We start from the raw sequence: 23,184 nt of genomic DNA on the forward strand, positions 1-23,184 counted from the left end.
ATGTGCCTGGGCATCCCGGGCCGGGTGGTCGACTGCCCGGACGGCGCCGCCCTCGGCCGGGTCGAGGTGGCCGGAGTCGTCCGCGATATCAACGTGACGCTGCTGGACGGGCCGTTCGTGCCCGGTGAGTACGTGCTGATCCACAGCGGGTTCGCGCTGGAGCGGATGTCGCCCGAACGCGCCGCCGACGCGTTCGCGTTCTTCGGGGCCGAGCTGTGAACGGCCCGGCGATGTTCGCGCGGTACGCGTTCGCGCCGAACCAGCTCGGGTACTGCGGCCCCGCGGACGCCGGCGCCCTGCTCGAGGGCCGGACCGGCGTCCGGTTCCGTGCTCTGGCGAAGCAGTTCGAGGGCGCCTGGCCGCAGCTGCGGGTCATCGCCGCGGCCACCGGTACGGCGGATCCGCTCGACCGCGAGGTGGTCGAGGCCTACTGGGTGGGCAACCGCTTGCTGGACCGGGCCGGCAGCTCCGACGGAACTGGTAGTGGGCTGCCGCACCACAGTTTCCAGGTGTTCTGCCACTACCCGTGGGCGAGCCTGCTGCACGACGAACGCCGTACCGAGCATGCACTGCAGGTGCTGGACCAGTGCCGGATCCGCTGGGGCAAGGTGATCTCGGCCGCCGGCGGAAAGGTCGTCGTCGAGTCGCGACCGCTGGTCTGGGACGGCGTACGGCTGGCGCTCGGGCTGCCCAGTCGGGACACCGCGACGCTCGGTCTCGGCAACGTGGAGCTGATCGAGCCGCTGCGGCCGGGCGACTGGGTCTCGCTGCACTGGGGCTGGGTCTGCGACCGGTTGTCGCCGCCGCAGTTGGTTGCCTTACGCCACTATTCGGCGTACCACCTGGACCTGGTGAATCAGCGCCTGGGCGGCCGGACCGGGATGTCCGGGCCGAGGATCCCGTGACCGTCGGGCTGGTTGACCACGCCGGGTGAGTTCAGCACTGCGGGCCGCGACACCGAGCGGTGGTCCGGCCGACCACCGCGGTCCGGCTCCCAGCTAGCCGGGTCCTCGGTCATGCCGAGCAGATAGGTCACGGTGCAGTCGAGCGCACCGGCCAGCTCCGGCAGCCGCACCACGTCGACCCCGGCGCCGTGCTCGAAGCTGGACAACGTCTTGTTGGTGGTCCGGATCCCCCGGCGCGCCAGCCGGCTCACCAACTGCTTCTGCGTCAGCCCGAGCTGTAACCGCCGGGCACGCAACCGATGGCTGACGACCAGATGACGGTCAACAGCGACCTCGCTGCGATCCTCGAACATGCACGTACCCCCTGCAGCCCAGCCTCTCGTGCGGCCCTTGGCGCGTCAATCGCCCGGCGGCTTGGATTCCATCTCTGCCAGGGCGTGCACCGTGTACCGGGCGAAGTTGAAGACCGGGGCGCGACCCAGCAATCGTTCGAACTCCTCGTGCGAGTCCACCTCGTAGATCCACGCCCCACCATGCGATCCGACCACGTGGTACCGCGCCAGCACCTTCCCCTCCCGCTCCAGCCGCTGCCCGTACTCCGGCATCGCCCCCACCGCCCGAGCCATCTCCGGCGACAGCAAACTCAACTCCATCCGCCACAACACCAGAAACTTCATACCCGGACAGTAAGCGGCACACCCCCCGAGAGAAAGAACAAGAAAAGAAGCCAAGAACCAAGGAAAGAACAAGGAACAAGAGAAGAGATACAGAGGAAGTTGGCTGCCTGGCTGGGCCTAGCGCTTCTGGCGCGCCGGCCCGTCCGTCGAGTCGTGGAAAGTGGTTGAGAAAATCTGCCGTGATCCACGACTCGGTGTTCGGGGTCGGAGCCATTCGCCACGACTCGGCGCACAGCCAACCCGCGGCTGACCGCCGCGGGCAGCCACCACTCCGAATCTCTTCTTTTCTCTGTTCTTTGTCTGTCTTTGAAGGCCTGCTAGGCCTGAACAGCCCTCTTTGTTGCTCAGTTCCTGAGGTGGAGTCTGCGGGCGGCTTCGGCGACCGAGCCGGAGATGGAGGGGTAGACGGTGAAGGACTGGGCAACCTGGTCGACGGTGAGGCGGGCGCCGACGGCCAGGGAGATCGGGTGGATGAGTTCGCTGGCGCGGGGGGCTACGACGACGCCGCCGACGACGATCCCGGTGTTGGGGAGGCAGAAGAGTTTGACGAAGCCGTCGCGGACGCCCTGCATCTTGGCGCGGGCGTTGTCGGCCAGCGCGACCTTGACGACCATCGCAGTACTGCCGCCGGCGTCCACGACCGCCTGGGACAGGCCCACGGTGGCGATCTCGGGGGCGGTGAAGACGTTGGCGGAGACCGTTGACTGGTCCAACGGCTTGACCGCGTCGCCGAGCGCGTGCGCCATCGCGATCCGGCCCTGCATCGCGGCCACCGAGGCGAGCATGAGTACGCCGGTGCAGTCGCCGGCCGCGTAGACGCCGCGGGCCGTCGTCCGCGAGACCCGGTCGACCTGCACGAACCCGCCGTCGGTGAGCGACACGCCCGACTCGACCAGATTCATGTCATCGGTGTTCGGCAGCGATCCGACCGCGAGCAGCGCGTGCGAACCCTCGACCTTCCGGCCGTCGGTCAGCGTCACCACGACCCCGTCGCCCTGCCGCCTCACCGACTCGGCCCGGGACTTGCTCAGCACCGTCAGACCGCGCCGCTTGAACACGTCCTCCAGGACCGCTGCCGCGTCGGCATCCTCGCCCGGCAGCACACGGTCCCGCGACGACACCAGTACGACGTCGCTGCCGAGCGCGTCGTACGCGCTGGCGAACTCCGCACCGGTCACCCCGGACCCGACCACGATCAGCCGCTCGGGCAGTTCCTCGAGCTCGTAGACCTGCTCCCAGGTGAGGATCCGCTCGCCGTCCGGCTCGGAGCCCTTGAGGATGCGAGGCCTTGCACCGGTAGCGATCAGGATCACATCGGCGTCCAGCCGCTCGTCGCCGACGACCACCGTTTCCGGCCCGTCGAGCCGGCCGCGGCCCTTGATGATCCGGACCTTGTCGGAGTCCAGCCGGCGCTCGATGCCCTCGGACTGGGCCGCCGCCAGCGCCTTGACCCGTTTGTTGACGACGGAGAGATCGACACGCACGGAGTTGGCCGGATTGTCGTCCCCGTCGTCGAGCCGGACCCCCAGCTCGCCGGCTTCCTCGACCTCGGTCATCACCTCGGCGGTGGCGATCAAGGTCTTGCTCGGTACGGCGTCTGTGCGCACGCCGGAACCGCCGATTCCGTCGGAATCGACAACCGTCACCTCCCCGCCGAGTTGGGCGGCCGCACTCGCCGCTTCGTACCCGCCAGGACCGCCACCGATGATCACAACTCGCGCCACGAGAGGCCATTCTTCCGTATCCTCTTTTTCCGTGACCCTGTACGCCGCGTTTGCGTCGAATCTGGACCCGAACCTGATGGCCGACCGGTGCCCGTACTCCCCGCTGCGCGGGACCGGGTGGCTCCACGGCTGGCGCCTCACCTTCGGCGGCGAGGAGCTGGGCTGGGAGGGCTCGATGGCCACCGTGGTCGAGGACCCGTCCGACCCGGCCAACCAGGTCTTCGTCGCGCTGTACGACGTCCACCCGAAGGACGTCGAGCGCCTGGACGAGTGGGAATGGATCGACCAGGACGTCTACAGCAAGATCCAGGTCCGGGTGCAGACCCTGGACGGCGAGCAGCTGGCCTGGATGTACGTGCTGAACGCCTACGAGGGCGGCCTGCCCTCCGCCCGCTACCTGGGCATCCTCGCCGAGGCCGCGGAGGCCGCCGGCGCCCCGGACGACTACGTGGCGGACCTGCGTTCCCGCCCGTGTCAGTCGTCCGGTCATTAGAGTTCGCATGTGACCACTGATCTGAAGGCCGCCGCCGAGGCCTGGCTGAGCGAAGACCCTGACTCTGACACCCGCGCCGAGCTGCAGGCGCTGCTGGACTCAGGAGACACCACCGAGCTGGCCGACCGCTTCGCCGGCACGCTCGAGTTCGGTACGGCGGGTCTGCGCGGAGCCGTCGGCGCCGGACCGAACCGGATGAACCGGGTCGTCGTGATCCGCGCCGCGGCCGGGCTCGCGGCGTACCTGAAGGCCAAGGGGCTGACCGACGGCCCGGTCCTGATCGGGTACGACGCGCGCCACAAGTCCGACGTCTTCGCCCAGGACACCGCGGCCGTGATGCGCGGCGCCGGGCTGGACGCCGTACTGCTGGACCGGCCGACGCCGACGCCGGTGGTCGCCTTCGGGATCGGACACCTGCGTGCGGTCGCCGGAGTGGTCGTGACCGCGTCGCACAACCCGCCGCAGGACAACGGCTACAAGGTCTACCTGGGCGACGGCTCGCAGATCGTGCCGCCCGCGGACGCGGAGATCGCGGCCGCCATCGCCGCGGTCGGCCGACTGGCCGACGTACCGCGTGGCGACGACTGGCAGACCACCGGCGACGACCTGCTGAACGCGTACCTGGACCGCATCGCCGACCTGGTGCCGGCGGATGCGCCGCGCGAGCTGAACGTCGCCTATACGCCGCTGCACGGCGTCGGACGGACCCTGGTCGAGGCCGCGGTGGCCCGCGCGGGGTTCGCTGTACCGCAGGTGGTGGCGTCGCAGGCCGACCCGGACCCCGACTTCCCCACCGTCTCGTTCCCGAACCCGGAGGAGCCGGGCGCGATCGACGCGGCCCTGGAGCTGGCCCGGTCGATGGGCGCGGACATCGCGGTCGCGAACGACCCCGACGCGGACCGGTGCGCGGTAGCGATCCCGGACGCATCGGCCGACGGCGGCTGGCGGATGCTGCGCGGTGACGAGCTCGGCGCGCTGCTCGGCGAGTTCCTGCTGGCGCCGCGGCCGAACGGCGTCGCCGCGTGCTCGATCGTGTCGTCGTCGCTGCTCGGCAAGATCGCCGCGTCGTACGGCGTCCGGTACGTCGAGACGCTGACCGGGTTCAAGTGGATCGGGCGGGTCCCGGAGCTGGTCTTCGGGTACGAAGAGGCGCTCGGGTACTGCGTCGACCCGGCGGCCGTGAAGGACAAGGACGGCGTGTCGACGCTGGTCCGGGTGCTGCAGCTGGCCGCGCAGGCGAAGGCCGCGGGGCGCACGTTGCAGGATCTGCTGGACGACCTGGCAGTCAAGCACGGTCTGCACGCGACCGACCAGCTGTCTGTACGGGTCGACGACCTGTCGCTGATCGCTCAGGCAATGGAGCGGCTGCGGTCCACGCCGCCCACGACCCTGGGTGACTACACCGTCGAGCGGATCGACGACCTCAGCCAGGGGTCCGAATCACTTCCCCCGACGGACGGCCTGCGGTACACGCTGTCCGACGGCGCCCGGGTGGTCGTCCGGCCGTCCGGCACCGAGCCGAAGCTCAAGTGCTACCTGGAAGTGGTCGTGCCGGTCAGCACCGATGTCGCTGCTGCCCGGCGCCGGGCAGGCGAGAACCTGTCCGGCATCAAGCAGACCCTGTCGACCGCGCTGGGGATCTGACACCCCGGATCTGACAGCTGGGGAGCACCTGGCGGTTGCTCCCCGGCGTCAGCGTGCGGCTGCGGCGGCTTCGGCTTGCTCGGCGTGCAGGGAGCTCTGCAGCGACGAGTGCAGGATGCGGAGCGTGCTGGTGGACTGCATCAGCGCGTCCCGCTCGTCCGGGTTCCGGTTGGCCAGCGCGGTGATGTCGTTGATGGCGCCCTCGATCCGGGCGATCCGGTCGGCGACCGAACCCTCCTGGCTGCTGGCCTTGCGGATCGCGTCCGACGTGACGGTCCAGACGTCTTCCTTGTCGTTGGTCCGCCGCGACATGTCCACCATCTGGCTCAGCGCCGCGAGGTCGTGGTCGACCTGGGTGCGCTCCACCGGCGAGGTGATGCCGGTCGTCGCCTGCCGGAGCCGGGTGACGTGCCCGGACAGCTCCGACCAGGTGGAACGACCGCTCTTGATCTTGTCCAGCACCTTGGCGTACTCGGTGTTGAACTCGTCGTAGTTCACTGTCCTTGACTCCTGCCGTTCGAGGCTCGACTCAGAAACTGTAGGGCGTCCGCACCCGAAACAAGTAACCGCACGATCGCAGATCGTGCAGGTGTCGCCAAAACGCAACAGCCGCCCGGTACGCCAACGCGTACCGGGCGGCTGAGTTACGTCAGATTCGCAGCGAGATCAGGCGACGTACGCCGACGACGCGTTGAAGGTGTTGCAGTTGCCCGCAACGGTGTAGCTGTGCCGCGCGTTGAAGCCCGCGGTCACCCAGAACGCGTGGTTCTTGATCGAACCGTGGTCCCGCACACCGCCCGGCTGGTCACCGCTGTTGCTGATCACCCAGTTGTACTGGGTCATGAAGCCGCCGCTGAACGGGTAGTTGCGCTTGTTCGCGCCGTCCACGGCACCGCCCAGGCAGGAGGCCTGCAGCTCACGACGACGGCTCTCCTCGAGCTGCGCGGCGTAGGTGCTGAAGGCGTTCTGACGCGCCCAGGACGCGTTCAGGATGCCGGTGAGCCACTGGACGTGGTGTCCGTACTCGTGCGACAGCGTGAAGGTCGCGTACGCCCGCGCCATCGTGGGGCTCTGGGCCCAGTAGTTCATGATCACGTACGCCGGGACGTAGATGTAGCCGTGGTCGACACCGCAGAAGAACGCGGTACCGCCGCGGACGATGCCGCACTTCGAGTTGACCGCGCTCGAGTTGTGGACGATCAGCTTCGGCGCCACCTTGTACGCCGCGCCGGCCTGCTTCAGCGGCGAGGCCCAGGAAGCGTAGAGGCACTTGAACAGGTTGTTCTCGTACGCCACCACGCCGTTGAACGTGCGCAGCGAGACGTTGAGCTCCTTGCACTTCGACGACGGGATAGCGCCCGTCTTGTACAGCTTGTTGTAGCGCACGACGTTCGTCAGCGACGACTTCGTGGTGAGTCCGTCTCCAGCCGGCGGCGGACCGGCGACCAGACCCGTGCCGATCTCGATCGGCTTCGTGTCGGCGGCCTGCGTCGCGGCAGTCGTCGTCGTGCTGGAGGTCTGCGCGGCCTGGGCGTTCGGCAGCGCCAGCGCGGCGAAGCCGGCCAGGGCACCGACCGTGGCCATGCCACGCAGGGTGATGCGGGAGAGGTTGACCATGAGCTCCACTCTCGATGTGTCTAGGGACCTGTCGGACCAATCCTGGAGTGCACAGGGGTTCACCCGAGCTTGAACACGGGTTCTGACGCGGCGATTCACGCCACAGTTCCCCTCACTGCCCCACTTTTCCGCCCAGGAATCGCAACTGGTCAGGGAGCATACGCCGCCAGTAACCGGGGGTGTGCGCCCCGGCCTGCTGTCCGCCGGCCGCGTGCAGTTGCTCGCGCAGCGCGTGCGCGGCCGGCGCGAACGGATCGTCCCGGCCGCAGTCGATGCGGACGGCAACATCCCGGAACCCGACGCGCCGGCCGAACACCTGGCTCTGGTTGAAGTCCTCGGGCCCGTCGAACGCTCCGGCCTGTACTTCGGCGTACTCGCGGTACAGCGCCGGGCTGAGGGCGCCGACCGCGACCGCCCGCGACGACGGCCGGACCTGTCGCTGCCAGTACTGCAGTGCCACCCACAGGAGTGCGCCGTACCCGCCCATCGACCAGCCGAGGACGCCGTACCGGCCGGTGCGCAGACCGCGATCGGCCAACAGGGGAAGGAATTCCTGGTCGAGCATGAAGCCGGGATCATTGCCGTCGGCTCGTCGGTGCCAGTAGCTGTTCTGTCCGCCGTCGACGGTGGCGAGCGCGAAGGCCGGGGTACCCGCCTGGACGGTCGCGGTCAGGTACCGGTCGACGCCGAGGTCGTTGATCGCGGAAGTGTGGTCGCCCCCACGACCGTGCAGGACGAGTACGACCGGCAGCTCGGCAGAGGCGTCGTACCCGTCGGGATAGATGACGCTGTAGCCGACGTCGGTACGTCGGCCGAAGGAGTTGAAGCTGCCCGATATCACCGGACCAGCTGGTACGTCGGGTACGACGCCGTCCGGGCCGGTGAGGCCGAGCGCGTCGTGCACGCGCGCCCGACCGGGGATTGCGCCGGTCTCCAGGGCGGCTACCCCGGCGACTCCGACGATGCCGGCCGCCACCCCGGTACGGAGGAGGGCGCGGCGACCGAGCACGGTCAGCGGACTACTGCGGCCACGATCGCGACCACCGCGAGGACTCCGATCGCGATCAGCTCGGGCTTGGCCCAACCGGTGATCACGTCACCCTGAGACTGCTCGGAGTACTGGCCCTGGAGGGTCTCGATCCGGCTGACCACGAAGTCGGCCTTGGACAGGGAGTTGTCCGCCGCCAGCTTCCGGCCGCCGACACGCTGCTTGCGAAGGTCGCGCATGACCAGTTGGACGCCGGGCGCGCGGAACCGGTTCGCCTCGGTGTGCACCCGGAGGATGTCGGTCACGTCGACGCCGGTCACCTTCGACCACGGGATCAGGTGGTCGCGCAGGTGGTTACGCAGCAGTAGATTCTCGGGGCTGAGCGTCACCGACGGGCGCATCAGGCCGGCGTAGGCCAGGATCATGACGATCGCGATGATGCTGCCGACCAGCAGCCCGGTGGCGGTCCGCCACTCCAGGACCACGTCGACCAGGCCGAGGACCCCGATCACCAGGACGATGGCCCCGGTGATCCGGTTCGACGCAGACAGGTACTGCTCGCTCTCGGGCGACTTCGACTTCACCCGGACAAAGTAACTGGCTGTCCGGAACAGCACTAGACTGCCACAGGTGACCACACTCGACAGCGGCGTCGACAGCTTGGCCGACGTGACCTCGTCCGAGGATCGGCTGCGCCGGTTCCTGCTCGGGCTGCCGGGCGTCGACCAGGTCGGCGCCGAGGCCCGGGCCGCGACTCTGAGCACCCGGTCGATCAAGACCACCGCCAAGGCCTACGCACTCGACCTGGCGATCTCGATGATCGACCTGACCACGCTGGAGGGCCAGGACACCCCGGGCAAGGTGCGGGCCCTGTGTGCGAAGGCGAAACGGCCCGACCCGGCCGACCCGACGACTCCGCAGGTCGCCGCCGTCTGCGTCTACCCGGACCTGGTCGCGACCGCGAAGCACGAACTGAAGGGCTCCGGCGTGGGTGTCGCGAGTGTCGCGACCGCCTTCCCCAGTGGACGTTCCAGCCTCGCGATCAAGATCCAGGACACCAAGGACGCGGTCGCGGCCGGCGCCGACGACGTCGACATGGTGATCGACCGCGGCGCGTTCCTGTCCGGGCGGTACGGCCTGGTCTTCGACGAGATCGCCGCGATCCGCGAGGCCGCGGGTGACGCACATCTCAAGGTGATCCTGGAGACCGGCGAACTGGTGACGTACGACAACGTCCGCCGGGCGTCCTGGCTGGCGATGCTGGCCGGCGCCGACTTCATCAAGACCTCCACCGGCAAAGTCTCCCCGGCCGCGACGCTGCCGGTCACCCTGGTGATGCTGGAAGCCGTCCGCGACTACCACGAGGCCACCGGGCTGCACATCGGCGTCAAGCCGGCCGGCGGGATCCGGACCGCGAAGGACGCGATCAAGTACCTGGTCATGGTCAACGAGACCGCCGGACCGGACTGGCTGGACCCGGAGCTGTTCCGCTTCGGCGCCTCCAGCCTGCTGAACGACCTGCTGATGCAACGCACCAAGCTGGCCACCGGGTACTACCCCGGCCCCGACTACTTCACCTTGGACTGACAGGCATGAGCAGATTCGAGTACGCACCGGCCCCGGAATCGCGGGCGATCGTCGACATCAAGTCGTCGTACGGACTGTTCATCAACGGGCAGTTCACCGACGCAGGGGACGGCAAGCCGTTCAAGACCGTGTCCCCTGCCTCCGAAGAGGTACTGGCCGAGGTCAGCGAGGCCGGACCGGCCGATGTGGACAAGGCCGTGAAGGCGGCCCGGAAGGCCTTCGAGAAGGTCTGGGGCCCGATGAGCGGCAAGGACCGGGCGAAGTACCTGTTCCGGATCGCGCGGCTGATCCAGGAGCGTTCGCGTGAGCTGGCGGTGCTGGAGTCGCTCGACAACGGCAAGCCGATCCGGGAGTCCCGCGACGTCGACATCCCGTTGGTGGCCGCGCACTTCTTCTACTACGCGGGCTGGGCGGACAAGCTCGAGTACGCCGGTGTCGGCGACGACCCGCAGCCGTGGGGTGTCGCGGGCCAGGTGATCCCGTGGAACTTCCCGATGCTGATGCTGGCGTGGAAGATCGCGCCGGCGCTGGCGGCCGGCAACACCGTCGTACTGAAGCCGGCCGAGACGACTCCGCTGACCGCGCTGGCGTTCGCGGAGATCTGCCAGCAGGCCGATCTGCCGCCGGGCGTGGTCAACATCGTCACCGGCGCCGGCCGGACCGGGCAGGCGCTGGTCGAGCACGAGGGCGTCGACAAGGTCGCGTTCACGGGTTCGACCGAGGTCGGCCGGGCGATCGCCAAGTCGGTCGCGGGCACGCACAAGGCGGTGACCTTGGAGCTCGGCGGCAAGGCGGCCAACATCGTCTTCGAGGACGCGCCGATCGACCAGACCATCGAGGGCATCGTCAACGGCATCTTCTTCAACCAGGGCCACGTCTGCTGCGCGGGCTCGCGGCTCCTGGTCCAGGAGAGCGTGTACGACGAGGTGCTCGCGCGGCTGAAGCGCCGGATGGGCACGCTGCGCGTCGGCGACCCGCTGGACAAGAACACCGACATCGGCGCGATCAACTCGGCAGCCCAGCTGGCCAAGATCCGCGAGCTGTCGCAGATCGGCGAGGACGAGGGCGCCGAGCGCTGGTCGCCGGAGTGCGAGCTGCCGGCCAACGGCTACTGGTTCCCGCCGACCGTCTTCACCGGGGTGTCGCAGGCGCACCGGATCGCCCGCGAGGAGATCTTCGGCCCGGTGCTGTCGGTGCTGACCTTCCGCACTCCGCAGGAGGCGGTCGAGAAGGCGAACAACACGCCGTTCGGCCTGTCCGCCGGGATCTGGACCGACAAGGGATCGCGGATCCTCTGGATGGCGAACCAGCTGCGCGCCGGCGTGGTCTGGGCGAACACGTTCAACCGCTTCGACCCGGCCTCGCCGTTCGGCGGGTACAAGGAGTCGGGCTACGGCCGCGAGGGCGGTCGCCACGGTCTGGAGGCCTACCTTGCCCACTAAAGAGACCCCGAGGCTCGAGGTGCGAAAGACCTACAAGCTGTACGTCGGCGGCGCCTTCCCGCGCAGCGAGTCCGGCCGGTCGTACGTCGTGACCGATGCCAAGGGCAAGTTCCTGGCGAACGCGTCGCAGGCGTCCCGCAAGGACGCCCGGGACGCCGTGGTCGCGGCCCGCAAGGCGTTCGCCGGCTGGCATGCGCGGACGGCGTACAACCGGGGCCAGGTGCTGTACCGGATCGCCGAGGTGATGGAAGGCCGGCACCAGCAGTTCAGCACCGAGGTGGCCGCCTCCGAAGGGCTGTCGATCTCCAAGGCCCGTGCGGTCGTGGACGAGTCGATCGACCGCTGGGTCTGGTACGCCGGGTGGGCCGACAAGCTCGCCCAGGTGGTCGGCTCCAGCAACCCGGTCGCCGGACCGTACTTCGACTTCTCGTTGCCTGAGGCAACCGGTGTGGTCGCGGTGCTCGCGCCGCAGGACTCCAGCCTGCTCGGTCTGACCAGCGTGATCGCGCCGGCGATCGTCTCCGGCAACACGGTGGTCGCGGTCTCGTCCTTCGAGCGGCCGCTGCCGGCTATCACGCTGGGCGAGGTGATGGCGACCTCCGACCTGCCGGGTGGGGTGGTCAACATCCTCACCGGTTCGGCCTCCGAGGTCGGCCCGTGGCTGGCCTCGCACATGGACGTCAACGCGATCGACCTGTGCGGGATCGTCGATCCCGAAGAGGCGACCCAGCTCGAGATCGCCGCCGCCGACAACCTCAAGCGGGTACGCCGTCCCGCCGAGGAGGACTGGTCTGCGGATCAGGGCCTGTCCCGGCTCACGCAGTACCTGGAGCTGAAGACCGTCTGGCACCCGATCGGAGTCTGAGTCTTGCTGAAGCCTGGTGACCGGGTCGCGATCGTTTCGCCGTCCCGAGGGCTGCCGGAGATCTTTCCCGGGCCGTACGACCTGGGGCTGCGCCGGCTGCGTGACGACTTCGGGCTGGAGCCGGTCGAGTATCCGACGACCCGCAAGCTCCAGTCGACGCCGGAGGAGCGCGCCGACGATCTGCACGAGGCGTGGTCGGATCCGTCGATCCGCGCGGTGTTCGCGAGCATCGGCGGTGACGACCAGGTCACCGTGATGAAGTACTTGGACCCGGCCGTGTTCCTGGCAGACCCGAAGCCGTTCTTCGGGTACAGCGACAACACCAACCTGCTGAACTTCCTGCACACACTGGGTTTGCCGGCCTTCCACGGCGGCAGCGTGATGGTGCAGTTCGGCCGCGGTGGCGCGCTGCACCCGGACACCGAGCGGTCGTTGCGGGCGGCAATGTTCACCGGCGGCGAGTTCGACCTGAGGCCGGCCGAGGGGTGGACCGACGTCGACCACGACTGGGCGGTCCCGGCGAACCTCGAGACCGAGCCGCCGCTGTTCCCCGGCACCGGGTGGACGTGGAGCGGGACGCAGACGGTCAGCGGCAAGCTCTGGGGCGGCTGCATCGAGATCCTCGACTGGCAACTGGCCGTGAACCGCTGGATGTTGCCGACCGCGTCGTACGGCGGGGTGTTCTTCGGCGAGACCAGCGAGGAGATGCCGACGGCCGAGGCGGTCTACCGGATGCTCCGCAACCTCGGCGAGCGCGGCCTGCTCGAGCGCTTCGACGCGGTCCTGTGGGGCCGCCCGAAGTCCTCGTCGCTTTTCCAGGAACTGACGCCGCAGCAGTCCTTCGAGTACGTCACCGGCCAGTACCTCGCCGTCGACCGGGCGCTCGCGGAGTACAACCCGACCGCCCTGGTCGTGAAGGGCCTGGACATCGGGCACACCGATCCGCAGTTCGTGCTGCCGTACGGCGGCCAGGTCCGGATCGACCCGGCCGCTGAACGGATCACGGTCGTCTACTGAACGGTCTACTGAACCCGCGTGCTGGTGAGAGCCGGGTTCGGGTCCGGGTAGCAGGCGACCGGTGCAGTGGTGGAGAGGAACTTCCACTTGATCTTGGCCTGCAGCGTGAGGCCGGGGTCGTCGTAGCTGGTGCCTTTGAGCTTGGTCTCAATCGTCGTGCCGGCGCGGCCGGACTTGAGGCGGACGCTGAGGGTCGGCAGTTGGTAGCTCGCGCCGCCGGGGATCGGCCCGGCGACTCTGACGACCGCGGTGTTCCCGTCCAGCTGCACGGTCGGGGTCGAGTTGAGCCCTGAGCCGCCGGACAGCTTCGCGCTGACGTAGGACGTGTTGGCGGGGATCGGGATGCGGAGGGCGAGGTCGCGGACCTCCTGGAGCTTGAAGCCCTTGACCTCGCTGGGGAGCGTCCCCGGCTGCAGGTCGACGGCCACGGTGAAACGCGTGTTCGGCCGGACGGTCGCCGGCGCGGTCGCATTCACGGCTTGGCGTAGGGAGAGGGTGTGCCGGCCGAACTTGGTGTCCGCGCGGCAGGCGTAACTGGCTATGGGCTGGGTCGGAGTCAGCAAGGCAAGAGTCACCACGAGACTGCAGAGAGTAGCCATAAAACTACTCTATGAAGTTATCTCCCGAAGAGGAACCAGCCGCCGACACCCGCTGCCACGAAGACGACCGGCAACGCGAGCAGGAACCACATCCGCGTCCGGCGACGGCGTCGGACCGGCGGGTCCGTCGCGACCGTGGTGTCCAGGGCCTCGTCGGTGATCTCGGTCCGCTCCTCGGCACGCAGTGGGGCCTCCTGCTCGAGCCGGTACGCCTCCGCCTCGAGCCGCTCGGCCAGCGTGTCCGCGCGCTCCCAGCGGTCGTCGACGCGATAAGCCAGCGCCCGACCGAAGATGTCGTCGAGCGGACCGACCGACTCGTGCAGCACCGGGCGCAGGCTCGGCGGCGGCAGATCCGGGTCCCGGTTGAGCACCTCGCCGATCGAGCCCGCGACGTACGGCGGGTGCCCGGTGATCAGCGCGTACGTCACCGCGCCGATCGCGTAGATGTCCGCTCGCTCGTCGAAGCCGCCGTCGCCGCGACCCTGCTCGGGCGCCATGTACGACGGCGTACCGACGGCCTGCGTGAGCCCGGACGCCTCCGCAGCCCGTTTCGCCAGGCCCAGGTCGGCGAGCACGATCCGGTGGGTGCCGCCGCCGGACTCGTCGCCCGGCCGGAGCAGCAGGTTCGCCGGGGTGACATCGCGGTGTACGACGCCCTCGCTGTGCAGCGCCGCCACGGCACGGGCCAGGTCCGCGCCCCACCACAGCGCGTCGACGGCGTCGAGCGGGCCCTGGCGGAGTACGTCGCCGAGCGTGCCACCGCCGATGTAGTCCATCACGAAGTACGGGCGGCCGTCGTCGAGCTTGCCCAGGTCGAAGACCCGGACGACCCGGTCGCTGCTGATCCGGCGCATCAGCCGTGCCTCGGACAGGAACCGTTCGCGCACGTCGGCCCGCGACGCCCAGTTGTCCGCGAGGACCTTGACGGCGACGTCGACATCCAGGTCGTCGTCGTACCCCCGCCAGACGGTCGCGAACGCACCAGCGCCGATCTTGTCCCGTAACCGGTACCGCCCGATGACATCCATCCGGGCTATTGTCGACCACAACCGAGCTCAAACGGGGCTCAAAAGGGGGAGCATGACGGAGGAGTTGGAAGAACTGGCGGTCCGCGCGGCGGCGGGAGACCAGTCGGTGATTCCACAACTTCTGCAGGCCATCCGCCCGCAGGTGCAGCGGCGGGTGGCGAAATTCCTGCCGTACCGCGAGGACGCCGAGGAGGCGGTCCAGGACACGCTGCTGCAGGTCGCGAACAAGGTGCACACCTTCAAGGGCACCGGCAGCTTCGCCGGCTGGGTGACGATCGTGGCCACCAACCAGGCCCGCCAGACCTACCGGTCGCTGAAGCGCCGCTCGGTCGAGCAGTCCGCCGAGGTGCTGCCGGAGTCGGTCGACCCGCGCACCACGTCGGTGATCGCCGGTTCCCGCCTGGACCTGCTGGAGGCCCTCGAGGCGCTCGAGTCCAGCCACCCGCAGCTCGTCCAGCCGCTGGTGCTACGCGATCTCGGCGCGCTGTCGTACGCCGAGATCGCCGACGAGCTCGACGTACCACTCGGGACCGTCAAGGCGCGGATCCACCAGGCCCGCAAGGCCGTCGCGGAACGTCTCACCGTCCGCTAGACCTCAGCCGAAGGCCTGGCGCACCGCCACGGCCCGGCGCAGGTCGTCGAGGAAGTTGGCGGTCTGCCGTCGGATCGCCGGGGCCACGCTCTGGTCCGCGATCAGCGCCTCGGCCGGTGCGATCAACTGCTCGTCGATCGCGTACTTCGGGGCGAGCCGGCTCGCGGTCAGGCCGACGACCATGCCGGACCGGATCTCCGCGGTCCGCGGGAGGTCGGTGAAGAACCGCCGCACGTACGGCGCGGTGACGGCGCTCTGGGACGGATGCCAGAACCCTTCCGCGGTGGCGAGCAGCTCCTGTACGCCGACCGCCGGGTCGGTCATGATCCGGGTCCAGGCCGCCTCCTTGCCGTCGGGCAGAGCCGCGCGGCAGCGGGCGGCGTGCGTCACGCCTTCCGTCGACTTGTCCCGGACCAGCTCGGCGTCGATCTCGGCCGCACCGAACGCGCCGAGACGGACCAGCCGCAGCACGATCGCCCAGCGCAGATCCGCGTCGACCACCAGACCCTCCGGACCGCGGCCGTTCAGCCAGGAACTCAGCAGCTCAGCATCGTCCGTGGTCGCGACGAACGTCCGGGCGACAATCAGCTGCAAGCTACTCCCCGGCGCGGTGGTCGCCAGCTTGTTGCCGAGGGCATCGGCCACCGGCCCGCGGTGCTGCTCGTAGTCCAGGTAGCGGCCGAGCACCCGCCCCTCCAGCCACGGCGTCAACGAGCCGACCGCGATATCGCTGTCCTCGTCCGGAAGCGCGGCGATGAACAGCTCGAGCGCCCGCCGGGGATCCAGCTCCGCATCCGCGACCGAGTCCCGGATCGAGTTCCACACCACCGCACGGGTAGTGCTGTCCGCGATCTTCGGCAGCACCTGCGGCAGATTCGTCAGGCTGACGGCGTCCAGCCGGATCTTCGCCCAGGTGTCGTCGTGCGCGTCCGCCACCACCACATCGTTGCTCAGCGCAACTTCCACGGAGTCGCCGGACAGCACCACATCGGTCGAGGTCGCCGATCCGTCCGCGGCGTACCCGCCGACGCTCAGTTTGTGCAGCCGGCGCGAGTCATCGGGGCTCTTGCGATGCAGAATGACTCCGGTGTCCGTCCGTTCGACCGTGATCGTGTCCAGGCCCGAGGTCCGCAGCCACTGCTCCGACCACGCATCCAGGTCCTGCGCGCCGGCCTCGGTCAGCTTCGCGATGAGCTCACCCAGCTCCGCGTTCCCGTACTCGTGGGCCTCGAGATGCGCGTTGACTCCCTTGAGGAACACGTCGTCGCCGAGATACTTCGCGAGCTGCTTGAGGACCGCCGCGCCCTTGGCGTAAGAGATCCCGTCGAAGTCGTCGAGTGACTGCTGCGCATCCTTCAGGCTGTCGGGCGCGACCGGATGCGTCGAGCTGCTCTGGTCCGTCTGCAGCCCCCACCACTTGCGAACGAACGCGAAATCCGTCCAGTTGCCGCCGTAGCTGGTCGCGTCCTCCGACACCCGGTGCGCCATGTATTCGGCGAACGACTCGTTCAGCCACATGTCGTTCCACCACTTCATCGTGACCAGGTCACCGAACCACATATGCGCCATCTCGTGCACAAGCACGCGCGAGCGGGTACTGCGTTCGGCCTCGGTCACCGGGCCGCGGAACACGAAGTCGTCGGAGACCGTGACACAGCCCGGGTTCTCCATCGCACCGAGGTTGAAGTCCGGCACGAACGCCTGCCAGTACACGCCGAACGGGTACCGCTGCCGGAACATCCCGTGATACGCGTCGAAGGCCTCCCGCGTGGACCGGAACAGGTCCTCGGCGTCGCGGTCCAGGTGCTCCTGCAGCGATTGCCTGCAGGCAAGCCCGAGCGGGATCCCGTCGTACTCGCTGCGGATCAGGTGGTACGGGCCGGCGACGAGCGTGACGAAGTACGTCGACAGCGGCTTGGTCTCGGCGAGCACCCACTCCCCTGGCGCGGTCCGCGTGGCGGCGCCGTTGCCGAGGACGACCCAGTCCTCCGGGCACTTCACCGTCATCGTGTACGGCGCTTTGAGGTCGGGCTGGTCGAAGCAGGGGAAGTAGCGCGGGGCGGACTCCAGCGACGACATGCCGTAGGTGTAGACGCGCCCGTCGGCGGCGTCGACTGAGCGCACCAGGCCCTCGCCGTCCGCGGAGTACTTGAGCTCGGCAGTCACGACGAGCTCGTTCTCGGCCGTCAGCCCGGTGAGCGGGAAGCGGCCGCCGTCGAGCGCACCGACATCGAGCACCGCGCCGTTGAGTACGACGCTGATCAGCCGCTCGGGTTTCACGTCGACCCAAGTCGTGCTGCTCGTGGCCCCGAAGCGGATCCGGCTGGTCGTGGCGAACGTGTCCCCCGAGCCGGTGAGGTCGAACGCGACCTCGTACGACCTCAAGTCCAGGTCTGCCGCCCGTTGCCGGGCCTCTTCTACTGTCAGCGCGCGCATGACGAGCACGCTATCCCGGCTCAGGGACACTAAGCGTGAGCGGTCGCCGCCGCCAGCTTCGCCACTGCGCGAATCTCGTCGTTCGTCGTGTTCTCGAGCACGGCTGCGATCAGCTCGGCATCCGCAGGCTCGGCCAGCACGGTCAGCACGTTCAACGCGCTCACGTGATCGAAGCCGGCCCGGAAATCTTCATCCGCTTCAGCCGGCGGCCGGGACAGGATCTCGCGAGCGACCCCACGCACCTGGTCGGCCATCGGCTCGAGCGGGTTGCCGCCGCTGACCTGCGTGTACGCCGCGGCCACCTGGTACATGTTCAGCGCCCGGCACACCATGCCGATGTTCTGGCTGTGCAGCAACGCACCGAACGCCTGCAGCGGAATGCCGACCTCGTCCATACCTGCACGCTAGCTGAAGAACGCGAGCACCTTTTGGGCGGCATCGGGGCCAGTCATCATCTTTGCGACCTCCGCGGATCTCTCCGCGACCTCGGCGGTGCGCTTGAACATGGCCGGCTCGTACTGCGCGAGCGCGGCGTCCAGGTCGTCCGGATGCGCGGCGATCGCCTGCGCGAGCTCGGCGGCGTCGCGCATGGCCTGGTTAGCGCCCTCACCGTGCGACGGCATCAGGTGCGCCGCGTCCCCGAGCAGGGTCACCCCCGATCGGCGCGGCCAGGTCAGACCGACGGGCAGCAGGTACGCCGGGCGCACGACGAACGGCTCGTCACAAGCGGCCAGTAATCGCCGGAACTGCGGAGCCCACTCGTCCGGTAGGCCGGTCGCTACCGCCGGGTCCATGTCGGACGGGCCATAGATCGACACGCTGACCTGGACCACGCCGTTGCCGTTGCGCTGCGCGCCCAGCATCCGGTCCGGGCCGAAGGCCCAGTAGTTGCCGCGACCAACCATCTCGGCCAGCTCGGGCTGGGTGCGATCGGCGTCGCGGATCAAGCTCTGCACCACGACCTTGCCCGAGTACGCCGGCTCGACGTCGGTGAGCAGCGGGCGGACCCGGGAGTTCGCGCCGTCGCGCCGACGAGCAGGTCGCACCTCGCCGTACTCCCGTCGACGAAATGCAGGAGATGACCGCCGTCGCGTGCTTCCGCATGGGTGAGGGCGCTCCCCCAGCGGACCGTCCCCGCAGGGAGTGAGGCCAGCAGGATGTCCCGCAGGTCGGCGCGGTCGATCTCCGGGCGCAGCATCGGCGCGTCGTCGGGGGTGTCCTCCTGGAGCAGCATCGTGCCGGTGTGGTCCAGCATCCGCAGGTCCTGCCCCTCGCCGCGAGCCGCCGCAAGGAACTCCCGCTCGAGCCCGGCGGCCTGGAGCGCGGCCTGGCCGGTGTCGGTGTGCAGGTCGAGCATGCTGCCCTGGCTGCGGGCGCCGCCGGACGCGTCGCGCTCGAACACGACGGAGTCGATGCCGTGGACGTGCAGGATCCGCGCGAGCGTGAGGCCGCCTGGGCCGCCGCCGATGATCGCGATCATCATGAACTCCTCCGATACGCCGTAGCTTTCGATACACTGTATCAGAGCGAGCCGGTGTATCGTTCCGGCCATGGAGGGTGTGAGATGACAGACCTGATCTGGGATCGCCCGGAGCCGTCCGAGCGGCAGGCGCCGAGCCCGCTCAGCCGGCGGCGGATCGTGCGGGCCGCGATCGAGCTGGCCGACGGCTCGGGCCTCGACGCCGTGTCCTTGCGGAAGGTCGCCGGCGCGCTCGACGCCGGCCCGATGCGCCTCTATCGGTACGTCGACACCAAGGACGAGCTGCTCACACTGATGGTCGACGCGGCGTATGCCGAGGTGCCGGCACCCGCCGGAGAGACCTGGGATGCCGTCCTCCGCTCGATCGCGACCGGGATCCGCGGCGTTGCCCTGCGGCACGAGTGGTTCGCGGAGCTGCTCGGCGGCCGGCCGCATGTCGGTCCGGCGACCCTTGCCCACGGCGAAGCGTCCCTGACCGCTCTGCGTGCCACCGGGCTCGACGATCTCGCCGCCGTCACCGGCGCGCTTGCGACGGTGAACGTCTACGTGATCGGCGCGGTCCGCAAGGAGGTCGCCGAGCGTCGGGCCCAGCGCGCCAGCGGCCTCGACCAAAGGGAGTGGCAGCATGCGACAGCGCCGTACCTGCTGCGTATGTTCGCCACCGGTAACTATCCCGCGATGAAGGAGTGGGTCCACGACGCGCCGCATCTGCAGGCCGACGAGGTGTTCGAGCTCGGCCTGACCTACCTGCTGGAAGGCATCCGGAGCAGTCTGCGCGGCTAGTGACCGGCGGCCGCGTGCAGGTGACGGGCCAACAGGTGCGCCGACTCAGGGGCGTCGGCGGCGTAGCAAAGGAGATGTGCGCGGGTCGACCACGCGTCCTGCAGCGGGCAGATGTCCAACGCGGCGATCGCGTCGACAGCCCGGCGCGGGACGATCGCCAGTCCGGCCCCGGCAGCCGCCAGGGTGATCAGCGTGTGCAGGGTCGGTACAACGGTGCGGTAGCGCGGCGCCGGGGCGTGCGGGCCGAGGCGGTCGTCCATCCATTGCGTGAGCGGGGAATTGCGGTCGAGCCCGACCAGCGGGTGCTCGGCAACTTCGGCGTACGCGATCGAGGTGCGGCCGGTGAGGGTGCCGCCGGCCTGGCCGATGACGACCAGGGAGTCGTCGGCGAGCGGTTCGGTCCGCAGCGACGTCGGCTCGTCGTCGAGGATCACGCCGAGGTCGGCCTCCCCGGCGGCGAGCAGCCGGACGCTGCGGACGGTACGCCGCTCGCTCACATTGACGTCGTACTCCGGGTGCTCGCGGAGGAACGTGGCGAGCGCGACCGGGACGAGTTGATGCATCGCCGAACCGCCCGCGACGAGCCGGACCGGGGCGGCCCTGGAGACGGCGTACGACGCGACCGCGCTGTCCAGCCGGGTCGTCTCGGCGAGCACCTCGCGCGCATGCCGGGCCAGCGTGGCGCCCGCGGGAGTCAGCCGGACACCCCGCCGCTCGCGGATCAGCAACGGTACGCCGGCCTGCGTTTCAAGCGCTCTGACCCGTGCGCTGGCCGAAGGCAGACTGAGGTGCATCACCCGCGCGCCGGCAGTGATCGAGCCCTCTGCCGCGACGTTGGTGAAGAGCCGGAGATCGTCGAGGTCGTACCGCATGCACTCAGCCTACGTCCCAGCCTGAGGCTGGCTACGGAGATCGCGCATTGTGGAAGGCGCTTGCAGCCCTGATCCTCGAAGGGTGCTGCTGATCCTTCTGGCCGGTGTCGCCGCCGGCGCGCTGAATGCGGTCGGCGGTGGCGGGAGCTTCGTGGCACTCACCGCGCTGGTCGCGGCCGGCGTGCCGCCGGTTACCGCGAATGCGACCACGACCGTCGCGCTGCTGCCTGGCAACGCCACGAGTGCGTGGGTCTACCGGCGGGAGTTCGAGGGCCTCGCCCATCCGTCGCCGGCACGACTGACAGTCGCCAGTGTCTGCGGCGGCGCGATCGGCGCCGGGCTGCTCCTGTGGTTGCCCTCGGCATCTTTCGACGCGGCGGTGCCGTGGTTGCTGGCGTTCGCGACCGTCGTCCTCGCCTTCGGCCGACGGCTGACCGCCGCGCTGCGGCTGGGACAACCGGGACCGGCGGCGATCCTGGCCGGCCAGTTCCTGCTGGCGATCTACGGCGGGTACTTCGGCGGCGCGGTCGGGCTGATGATGCTCGCGTTCTGGACCGCGACGACCTCACTCGACCCGGCCCGCGGGAACCCGCTGCGCGTCATCCAGGTCGCGGCCGTCTACCTGACCGCTGCCGTGATCTTCATCTTCGCTGCCGACGTACTGTCCCAGCCGGTCCGCCTGGTCGTCCTGCTTGCCGGCGCTGTCGTCGGTGGCTACTTCGGCGCCCACGTCGTACGCCGGCTGCCGCCGACCGCGCTGCGCGTCCTGGTGCTGACGACCGCGGTCGCGATGACCGCTGTCTTCTTCGTGCGGGCGTTCGGATGAACCGCGCGCAGCTGGCAATGGCCTACCAGGCTTGCGAAGTCGCCGACCTGGCGGCCGCTGCGGTCACGCTGGAGGATCCGGCCGTGGCACGCGAGCAGGCCGCTCGGGTAGTGGCGGCCGCTCATCAGCTCATGGAAGCCGCTGACCGCCTAGCCCATCCCTCGACCCCGACGGATTCCTTGCAGCTGTTCGCCTACGAGCATCCCGAGGAGGCGACGGCCGACATCAGTGCGTGGGTCCACCGGTGCCGAGGTCACGATTGCCCAGGCGCTGACGCTCACGCTCGCGGTTGAGGTAGAGGCCGGTGGCCGTCGACACGCTGGTGAGCAGCCAGACGGCCACGCCGGCATCGTCGGTGACACCGAGCAGCGGCAGCACGTCAGGCAGGATGTCGATCGGCGAGATCAGATAGACCAGCGCCAGCACCCAGATGAACGGCCGGCTCTTCGGCAGGTCGGCGTACGCGCCCTGACGGACGTCGCGCAAAAGCCGCGGCAGGGCGCGGGCCCGCTGGAAGATGTCACCGACCGGGACCGGCTCGCCGTTCGCGATCTTGCGCCGGCGGATGCGACGCCGCCGTACGACGCCGAACGCGCCGAGCGCCACGCCCGCCACGAGCAGTACGCCGCCGACCAGTGCCGCGGGTATCCCGGCCACGTCCCCGTCCCGGAAGATCAGGGTCAACAGCCCGATCAGCCCGAGAAACCCACCGAAGTACGCCATCCATCAACTGTAGGGGGTGGGGTGCTGGGTAGCGGTCAGTCGAGCAGGTCTTCGACGATCGTGGTCATCCGGTCGACCGGGATCGCGAAACCGATGCCGATGTTGCCGGAGCGGGAGCTGCCCAGGGTCGCGATGGCGGTGTTGACGCCGACGACCTGACCGGCGGCGTTGACGAGCGGACCGCCCGAATTGCCCGGGTTGATCGCCGCGTCGGTCTGGATCGCGGACTGGCGGGTGTTGTTGTCGCCGAAGCGGGCCTGCCGGTCGAGGGCGCTGACGATGCCGGCCGTCACCGTTCCTTCCAGGCCGAGCGGGGATCCGACCGCGAGCACCGGGTCACCGACCCGCAACTGCGCGGACCTGCCGAGCGTGAGCGCACGCAGTCCCGCGGCGTCGGTCGTAGAGACTTGGAGTACGGCGAGGTCGTTGTCCGGGTCGGATCCGAGAACGGTCGCGTCGACCGTGCGGCCGTTCGAGAGCACCAGCGAGACATCACCCGCTCCTTCCACCACGTGTGCGTTCGTCACCACATGCCCCTGTTGGTCCACGGCGAAGCCGGAGCCGGTCGCCCGGCCGGCCCGCACCGACACCACTCCCGGAAGCACGCTTGCCGCAGCAGCCGAAATCGAACCCTGAGCCGCAGCCGGTGGCGCTGCCACCTGCGGGAGATCCGCCGGCCCCGGTTCCCGCGAACCGGTCAGAGCGCCGGCAAGCCCGCCTGCGGCGATGGAGAGCACAAGCGTGCCGACCACCAAGCCTCCCCGCCGGCGGACTGCTTTAGGTGGGGCGGCCGTCACCCCGATCTGAGGTGCCGCCGTCGGAGAGGGGGGTGCCGCGGCGGTGACCGGGGTGACGGGGTCGGCGGGAGGTGGCCCGGGGAGGTAGT

At 69.4% G+C, this 23,184-nt stretch carries 27 protein-coding genes; 11 read left to right on the forward strand and 16 right to left on the reverse strand.

Annotation, left to right across the window (positions count from 1 at the left end):
* Positions 1-219 (forward strand): HypC/HybG/HupF family hydrogenase formation chaperone, encoded by a 219-nt coding sequence (locus ABT313_RS05400; protein ID WP_350848933.1) that lies wholly within the window; start codon positions 1-3, stop codon positions 217-219.
* Positions 216-905: a DUF6390 family protein gene (locus tag ABT313_RS05405; RefSeq protein ID WP_350848935.1), complete on the forward strand. Its 690-nt coding sequence runs from the start codon at positions 216-218 to the stop codon at positions 903-905. The genes ABT313_RS05400 and ABT313_RS05405 overlap by 4 nt, the downstream gene beginning before the upstream one ends.
* Here the strand turns inward: ABT313_RS05405 and ABT313_RS05410 are convergent.
* The 3 genes from ABT313_RS05410 to ABT313_RS05420 all read right to left on the reverse strand — a co-directional run bounded on the left by ABT313_RS05410 (position 857) and on the right by ABT313_RS05420 (position 3,306).
* On the reverse strand, positions 857-1,258 hold the full coding sequence (locus ABT313_RS05410; protein WP_350848937.1) for a helix-turn-helix domain-containing protein: 402 nt from the start codon (positions 1,256-1,258) through the stop codon (positions 857-859). The two genes, ABT313_RS05405 and ABT313_RS05410, sit on opposite strands and share 49 nt — an antisense overlap.
* Before the next feature lie 45 nt (positions 1,259-1,303).
* Positions 1,304-1,582 (reverse strand): muconolactone Delta-isomerase family protein, encoded by a 279-nt coding sequence (locus tag ABT313_RS05415; protein WP_350848939.1) that lies wholly within the window; start codon positions 1,580-1,582, stop codon positions 1,304-1,306.
* A gap of 344 nt (positions 1,583-1,926) precedes the next feature.
* On the reverse strand, positions 1,927-3,306 hold the full coding sequence (locus ABT313_RS05420) for an NAD(P)H-quinone dehydrogenase (RefSeq protein WP_350848941.1): 1,380 nt from the start codon (positions 3,304-3,306) through the stop codon (positions 1,927-1,929).
* Positions 3,307-3,337: 31 nt separating this feature from the next.
* On the opposite strand from ABT313_RS05420, the gene ABT313_RS05425 reads away from it, so the two are divergent.
* A complete protein-coding gene (locus ABT313_RS05425; RefSeq protein ID WP_350848943.1) occupies positions 3,338-3,799 on the forward strand; it encodes a gamma-glutamylcyclotransferase in 462 nt (153 codons plus the stop codon).
* 9 nt (positions 3,800-3,808) lie between these two features.
* On the forward strand, positions 3,809-5,443 hold the full coding sequence (locus ABT313_RS05430) for a phospho-sugar mutase (protein WP_350848945.1): 1,635 nt from the start codon (positions 3,809-3,811) through the stop codon (positions 5,441-5,443).
* Between the two features lie 48 nt (positions 5,444-5,491).
* Here ABT313_RS05430 and ABT313_RS05435 read toward each other — a convergent pair whose 3' ends face one another.
* From ABT313_RS05435 to ABT313_RS05450, 4 genes are all read right to left on the reverse strand, one after another.
* Complete coding sequence (locus tag ABT313_RS05435) at positions 5,492-5,941, reverse strand: hypothetical protein (protein WP_350848947.1); 450 nt, start codon at positions 5,939-5,941, stop codon at positions 5,492-5,494.
* Between the two features lie 168 nt (positions 5,942-6,109).
* The gene (locus ABT313_RS05440; protein ID WP_350848949.1) at positions 6,110-7,060 is read right to left on the reverse strand and encodes a neutral zinc metallopeptidase; all 951 of its coding nucleotides are present in this window, start codon (positions 7,058-7,060) and stop codon (positions 6,110-6,112) included.
* A gap of 112 nt (positions 7,061-7,172) precedes the next feature.
* The gene (locus tag ABT313_RS05445) at positions 7,173-8,069 is read right to left on the reverse strand and encodes an alpha/beta hydrolase (RefSeq protein WP_350848951.1); all 897 of its coding nucleotides are present in this window, start codon (positions 8,067-8,069) and stop codon (positions 7,173-7,175) included.
* Between the two features lie 2 nt (positions 8,070-8,071).
* A complete protein-coding gene (locus ABT313_RS05450) occupies positions 8,072-8,632 on the reverse strand; it encodes a PH domain-containing protein (protein ID WP_350848953.1) in 561 nt (186 codons plus the stop codon).
* A 46-nt stretch (positions 8,633-8,678) separates the two neighbouring features.
* On the opposite strand from ABT313_RS05450, the gene deoC reads away from it, so the two are divergent.
* From deoC to ABT313_RS05470, 4 genes are read left to right on the forward strand one after another with little or no spacing between them, the layout of a single operon-like run.
* Positions 8,679-9,635: a deoxyribose-phosphate aldolase gene (gene deoC, locus ABT313_RS05455; RefSeq protein ID WP_350848955.1), complete on the forward strand. Its 957-nt coding sequence runs from the start codon at positions 8,679-8,681 to the stop codon at positions 9,633-9,635.
* 5 nt (positions 9,636-9,640) lie between these two features.
* The gene (locus ABT313_RS05460; protein WP_350848957.1) at positions 9,641-11,077 is read left to right on the forward strand and encodes an aldehyde dehydrogenase family protein; all 1,437 of its coding nucleotides are present in this window, start codon (positions 9,641-9,643) and stop codon (positions 11,075-11,077) included.
* A gap of 19 nt (positions 11,078-11,096) precedes the next feature.
* Positions 11,097-11,942 carry an aldehyde dehydrogenase family protein gene (locus ABT313_RS05465; protein ID WP_350848959.1) on the forward strand — a complete coding sequence of 282 codons (846 nt, stop codon included), beginning with the start codon at positions 11,097-11,099 and terminating at the stop codon, positions 11,940-11,942.
* Between the two features lie 3 nt (positions 11,943-11,945).
* Positions 11,946-12,959: a S66 family peptidase gene (locus ABT313_RS05470; RefSeq protein ID WP_350848961.1), complete on the forward strand. Its 1,014-nt coding sequence runs from the start codon at positions 11,946-11,948 to the stop codon at positions 12,957-12,959.
* 5 nt (positions 12,960-12,964) lie between these two features.
* Here the strand turns inward: ABT313_RS05470 and ABT313_RS05475 are convergent, their stop codons facing one another.
* Positions 12,965-13,558: a hypothetical protein gene (locus ABT313_RS05475; RefSeq protein WP_350848963.1), complete on the reverse strand. Its 594-nt coding sequence runs from the start codon at positions 13,556-13,558 to the stop codon at positions 12,965-12,967.
* 17 nt (positions 13,559-13,575) lie between these two features.
* Positions 13,576-14,586 carry a serine/threonine-protein kinase gene (locus ABT313_RS05480; protein ID WP_350848965.1) on the reverse strand — a complete coding sequence of 337 codons (1,011 nt, stop codon included), beginning with the start codon at positions 14,584-14,586 and terminating at the stop codon, positions 13,576-13,578.
* A gap of 52 nt (positions 14,587-14,638) precedes the next feature.
* Here ABT313_RS05480 and ABT313_RS05485 point away from each other — a divergent pair, with 52 nt between their 5' ends.
* On the forward strand, positions 14,639-15,178 hold the full coding sequence (locus tag ABT313_RS05485; RefSeq protein WP_350848969.1) for an RNA polymerase sigma factor: 540 nt from the start codon (positions 14,639-14,641) through the stop codon (positions 15,176-15,178).
* 3 nt (positions 15,179-15,181) lie between these two features.
* Here the strand turns inward: ABT313_RS05485 and pepN are convergent, their stop codons facing one another.
* Genes pepN through ABT313_RS05505 form a run of 4 tightly spaced genes read right to left on the reverse strand, consistent with a single transcriptional unit; the run spans position 15,182 to position 19,094 of the window.
* Positions 15,182-17,614, reverse strand: a complete 2,433-nt coding sequence (gene pepN / locus ABT313_RS05490) for an aminopeptidase N (protein WP_350848971.1) — start codon at positions 17,612-17,614, stop codon at positions 15,182-15,184.
* Between the two features lie 29 nt (positions 17,615-17,643).
* Positions 17,644-18,009 carry a hypothetical protein gene (locus ABT313_RS05495; protein ID WP_350848973.1) on the reverse strand — a complete coding sequence of 122 codons (366 nt, stop codon included), beginning with the start codon at positions 18,007-18,009 and terminating at the stop codon, positions 17,644-17,646.
* 9 nt (positions 18,010-18,018) lie between these two features.
* Complete coding sequence (locus tag ABT313_RS05500) at positions 18,019-18,660, reverse strand: FAD-dependent oxidoreductase (RefSeq protein WP_350848975.1); 642 nt, start codon at positions 18,658-18,660, stop codon at positions 18,019-18,021.
* Complete coding sequence (locus tag ABT313_RS05505; RefSeq protein WP_350848977.1) at positions 18,558-19,094, reverse strand: FAD-dependent oxidoreductase; 537 nt, start codon at positions 19,092-19,094, stop codon at positions 18,558-18,560. The genes ABT313_RS05500 and ABT313_RS05505 overlap by 103 nt, the downstream gene beginning before the upstream one ends.
* An 84-nt stretch (positions 19,095-19,178) precedes the next feature.
* Here ABT313_RS05505 and ABT313_RS05510 point away from each other — a divergent pair, with 84 nt between their 5' ends.
* Positions 19,179-19,877: a TetR/AcrR family transcriptional regulator gene (locus ABT313_RS05510; RefSeq protein ID WP_350848979.1), complete on the forward strand. Its 699-nt coding sequence runs from the start codon at positions 19,179-19,181 to the stop codon at positions 19,875-19,877.
* Here the strand turns inward: ABT313_RS05510 and ABT313_RS05515 are convergent.
* A complete protein-coding gene (locus ABT313_RS05515) occupies positions 19,874-20,749 on the reverse strand; it encodes a LysR family transcriptional regulator (protein WP_350848981.1) in 876 nt (291 codons plus the stop codon). The genes ABT313_RS05510 and ABT313_RS05515 overlap by 4 nt on opposite strands.
* Positions 20,750-20,831: 82 nt before the next feature.
* Between ABT313_RS05515 and ABT313_RS05520 the strand changes: the two genes are divergently transcribed.
* The gene (locus tag ABT313_RS05520) at positions 20,832-21,575 is read left to right on the forward strand and encodes a sulfite exporter TauE/SafE family protein (RefSeq protein WP_350848983.1); all 744 of its coding nucleotides are present in this window, start codon (positions 20,832-20,834) and stop codon (positions 21,573-21,575) included.
* Between the two features lie 225 nt (positions 21,576-21,800).
* On the opposite strand, the gene ABT313_RS05525 is transcribed toward ABT313_RS05520, so the two are convergent.
* Complete coding sequence (locus ABT313_RS05525) at positions 21,801-22,298, reverse strand: YkvA family protein (RefSeq protein ID WP_350848985.1); 498 nt, start codon at positions 22,296-22,298, stop codon at positions 21,801-21,803.
* Positions 22,299-22,333: 35 nt separating this feature from the next.
* Positions 22,334-23,050 carry a S1C family serine protease gene (locus ABT313_RS05530; RefSeq protein ID WP_350848987.1) on the reverse strand — a complete coding sequence of 239 codons (717 nt, stop codon included), beginning with the start codon at positions 23,048-23,050 and terminating at the stop codon, positions 22,334-22,336.
* Positions 23,051-23,184 lie beyond the last annotated feature (134 nt).

Origin of the sequence: Kribbella sp. NPDC000426, assembly GCF_040300265.1 — a bacterium.
Classification (GTDB): domain Bacteria; phylum Actinomycetota; class Actinomycetes; order Propionibacteriales; family Kribbellaceae; genus Kribbella.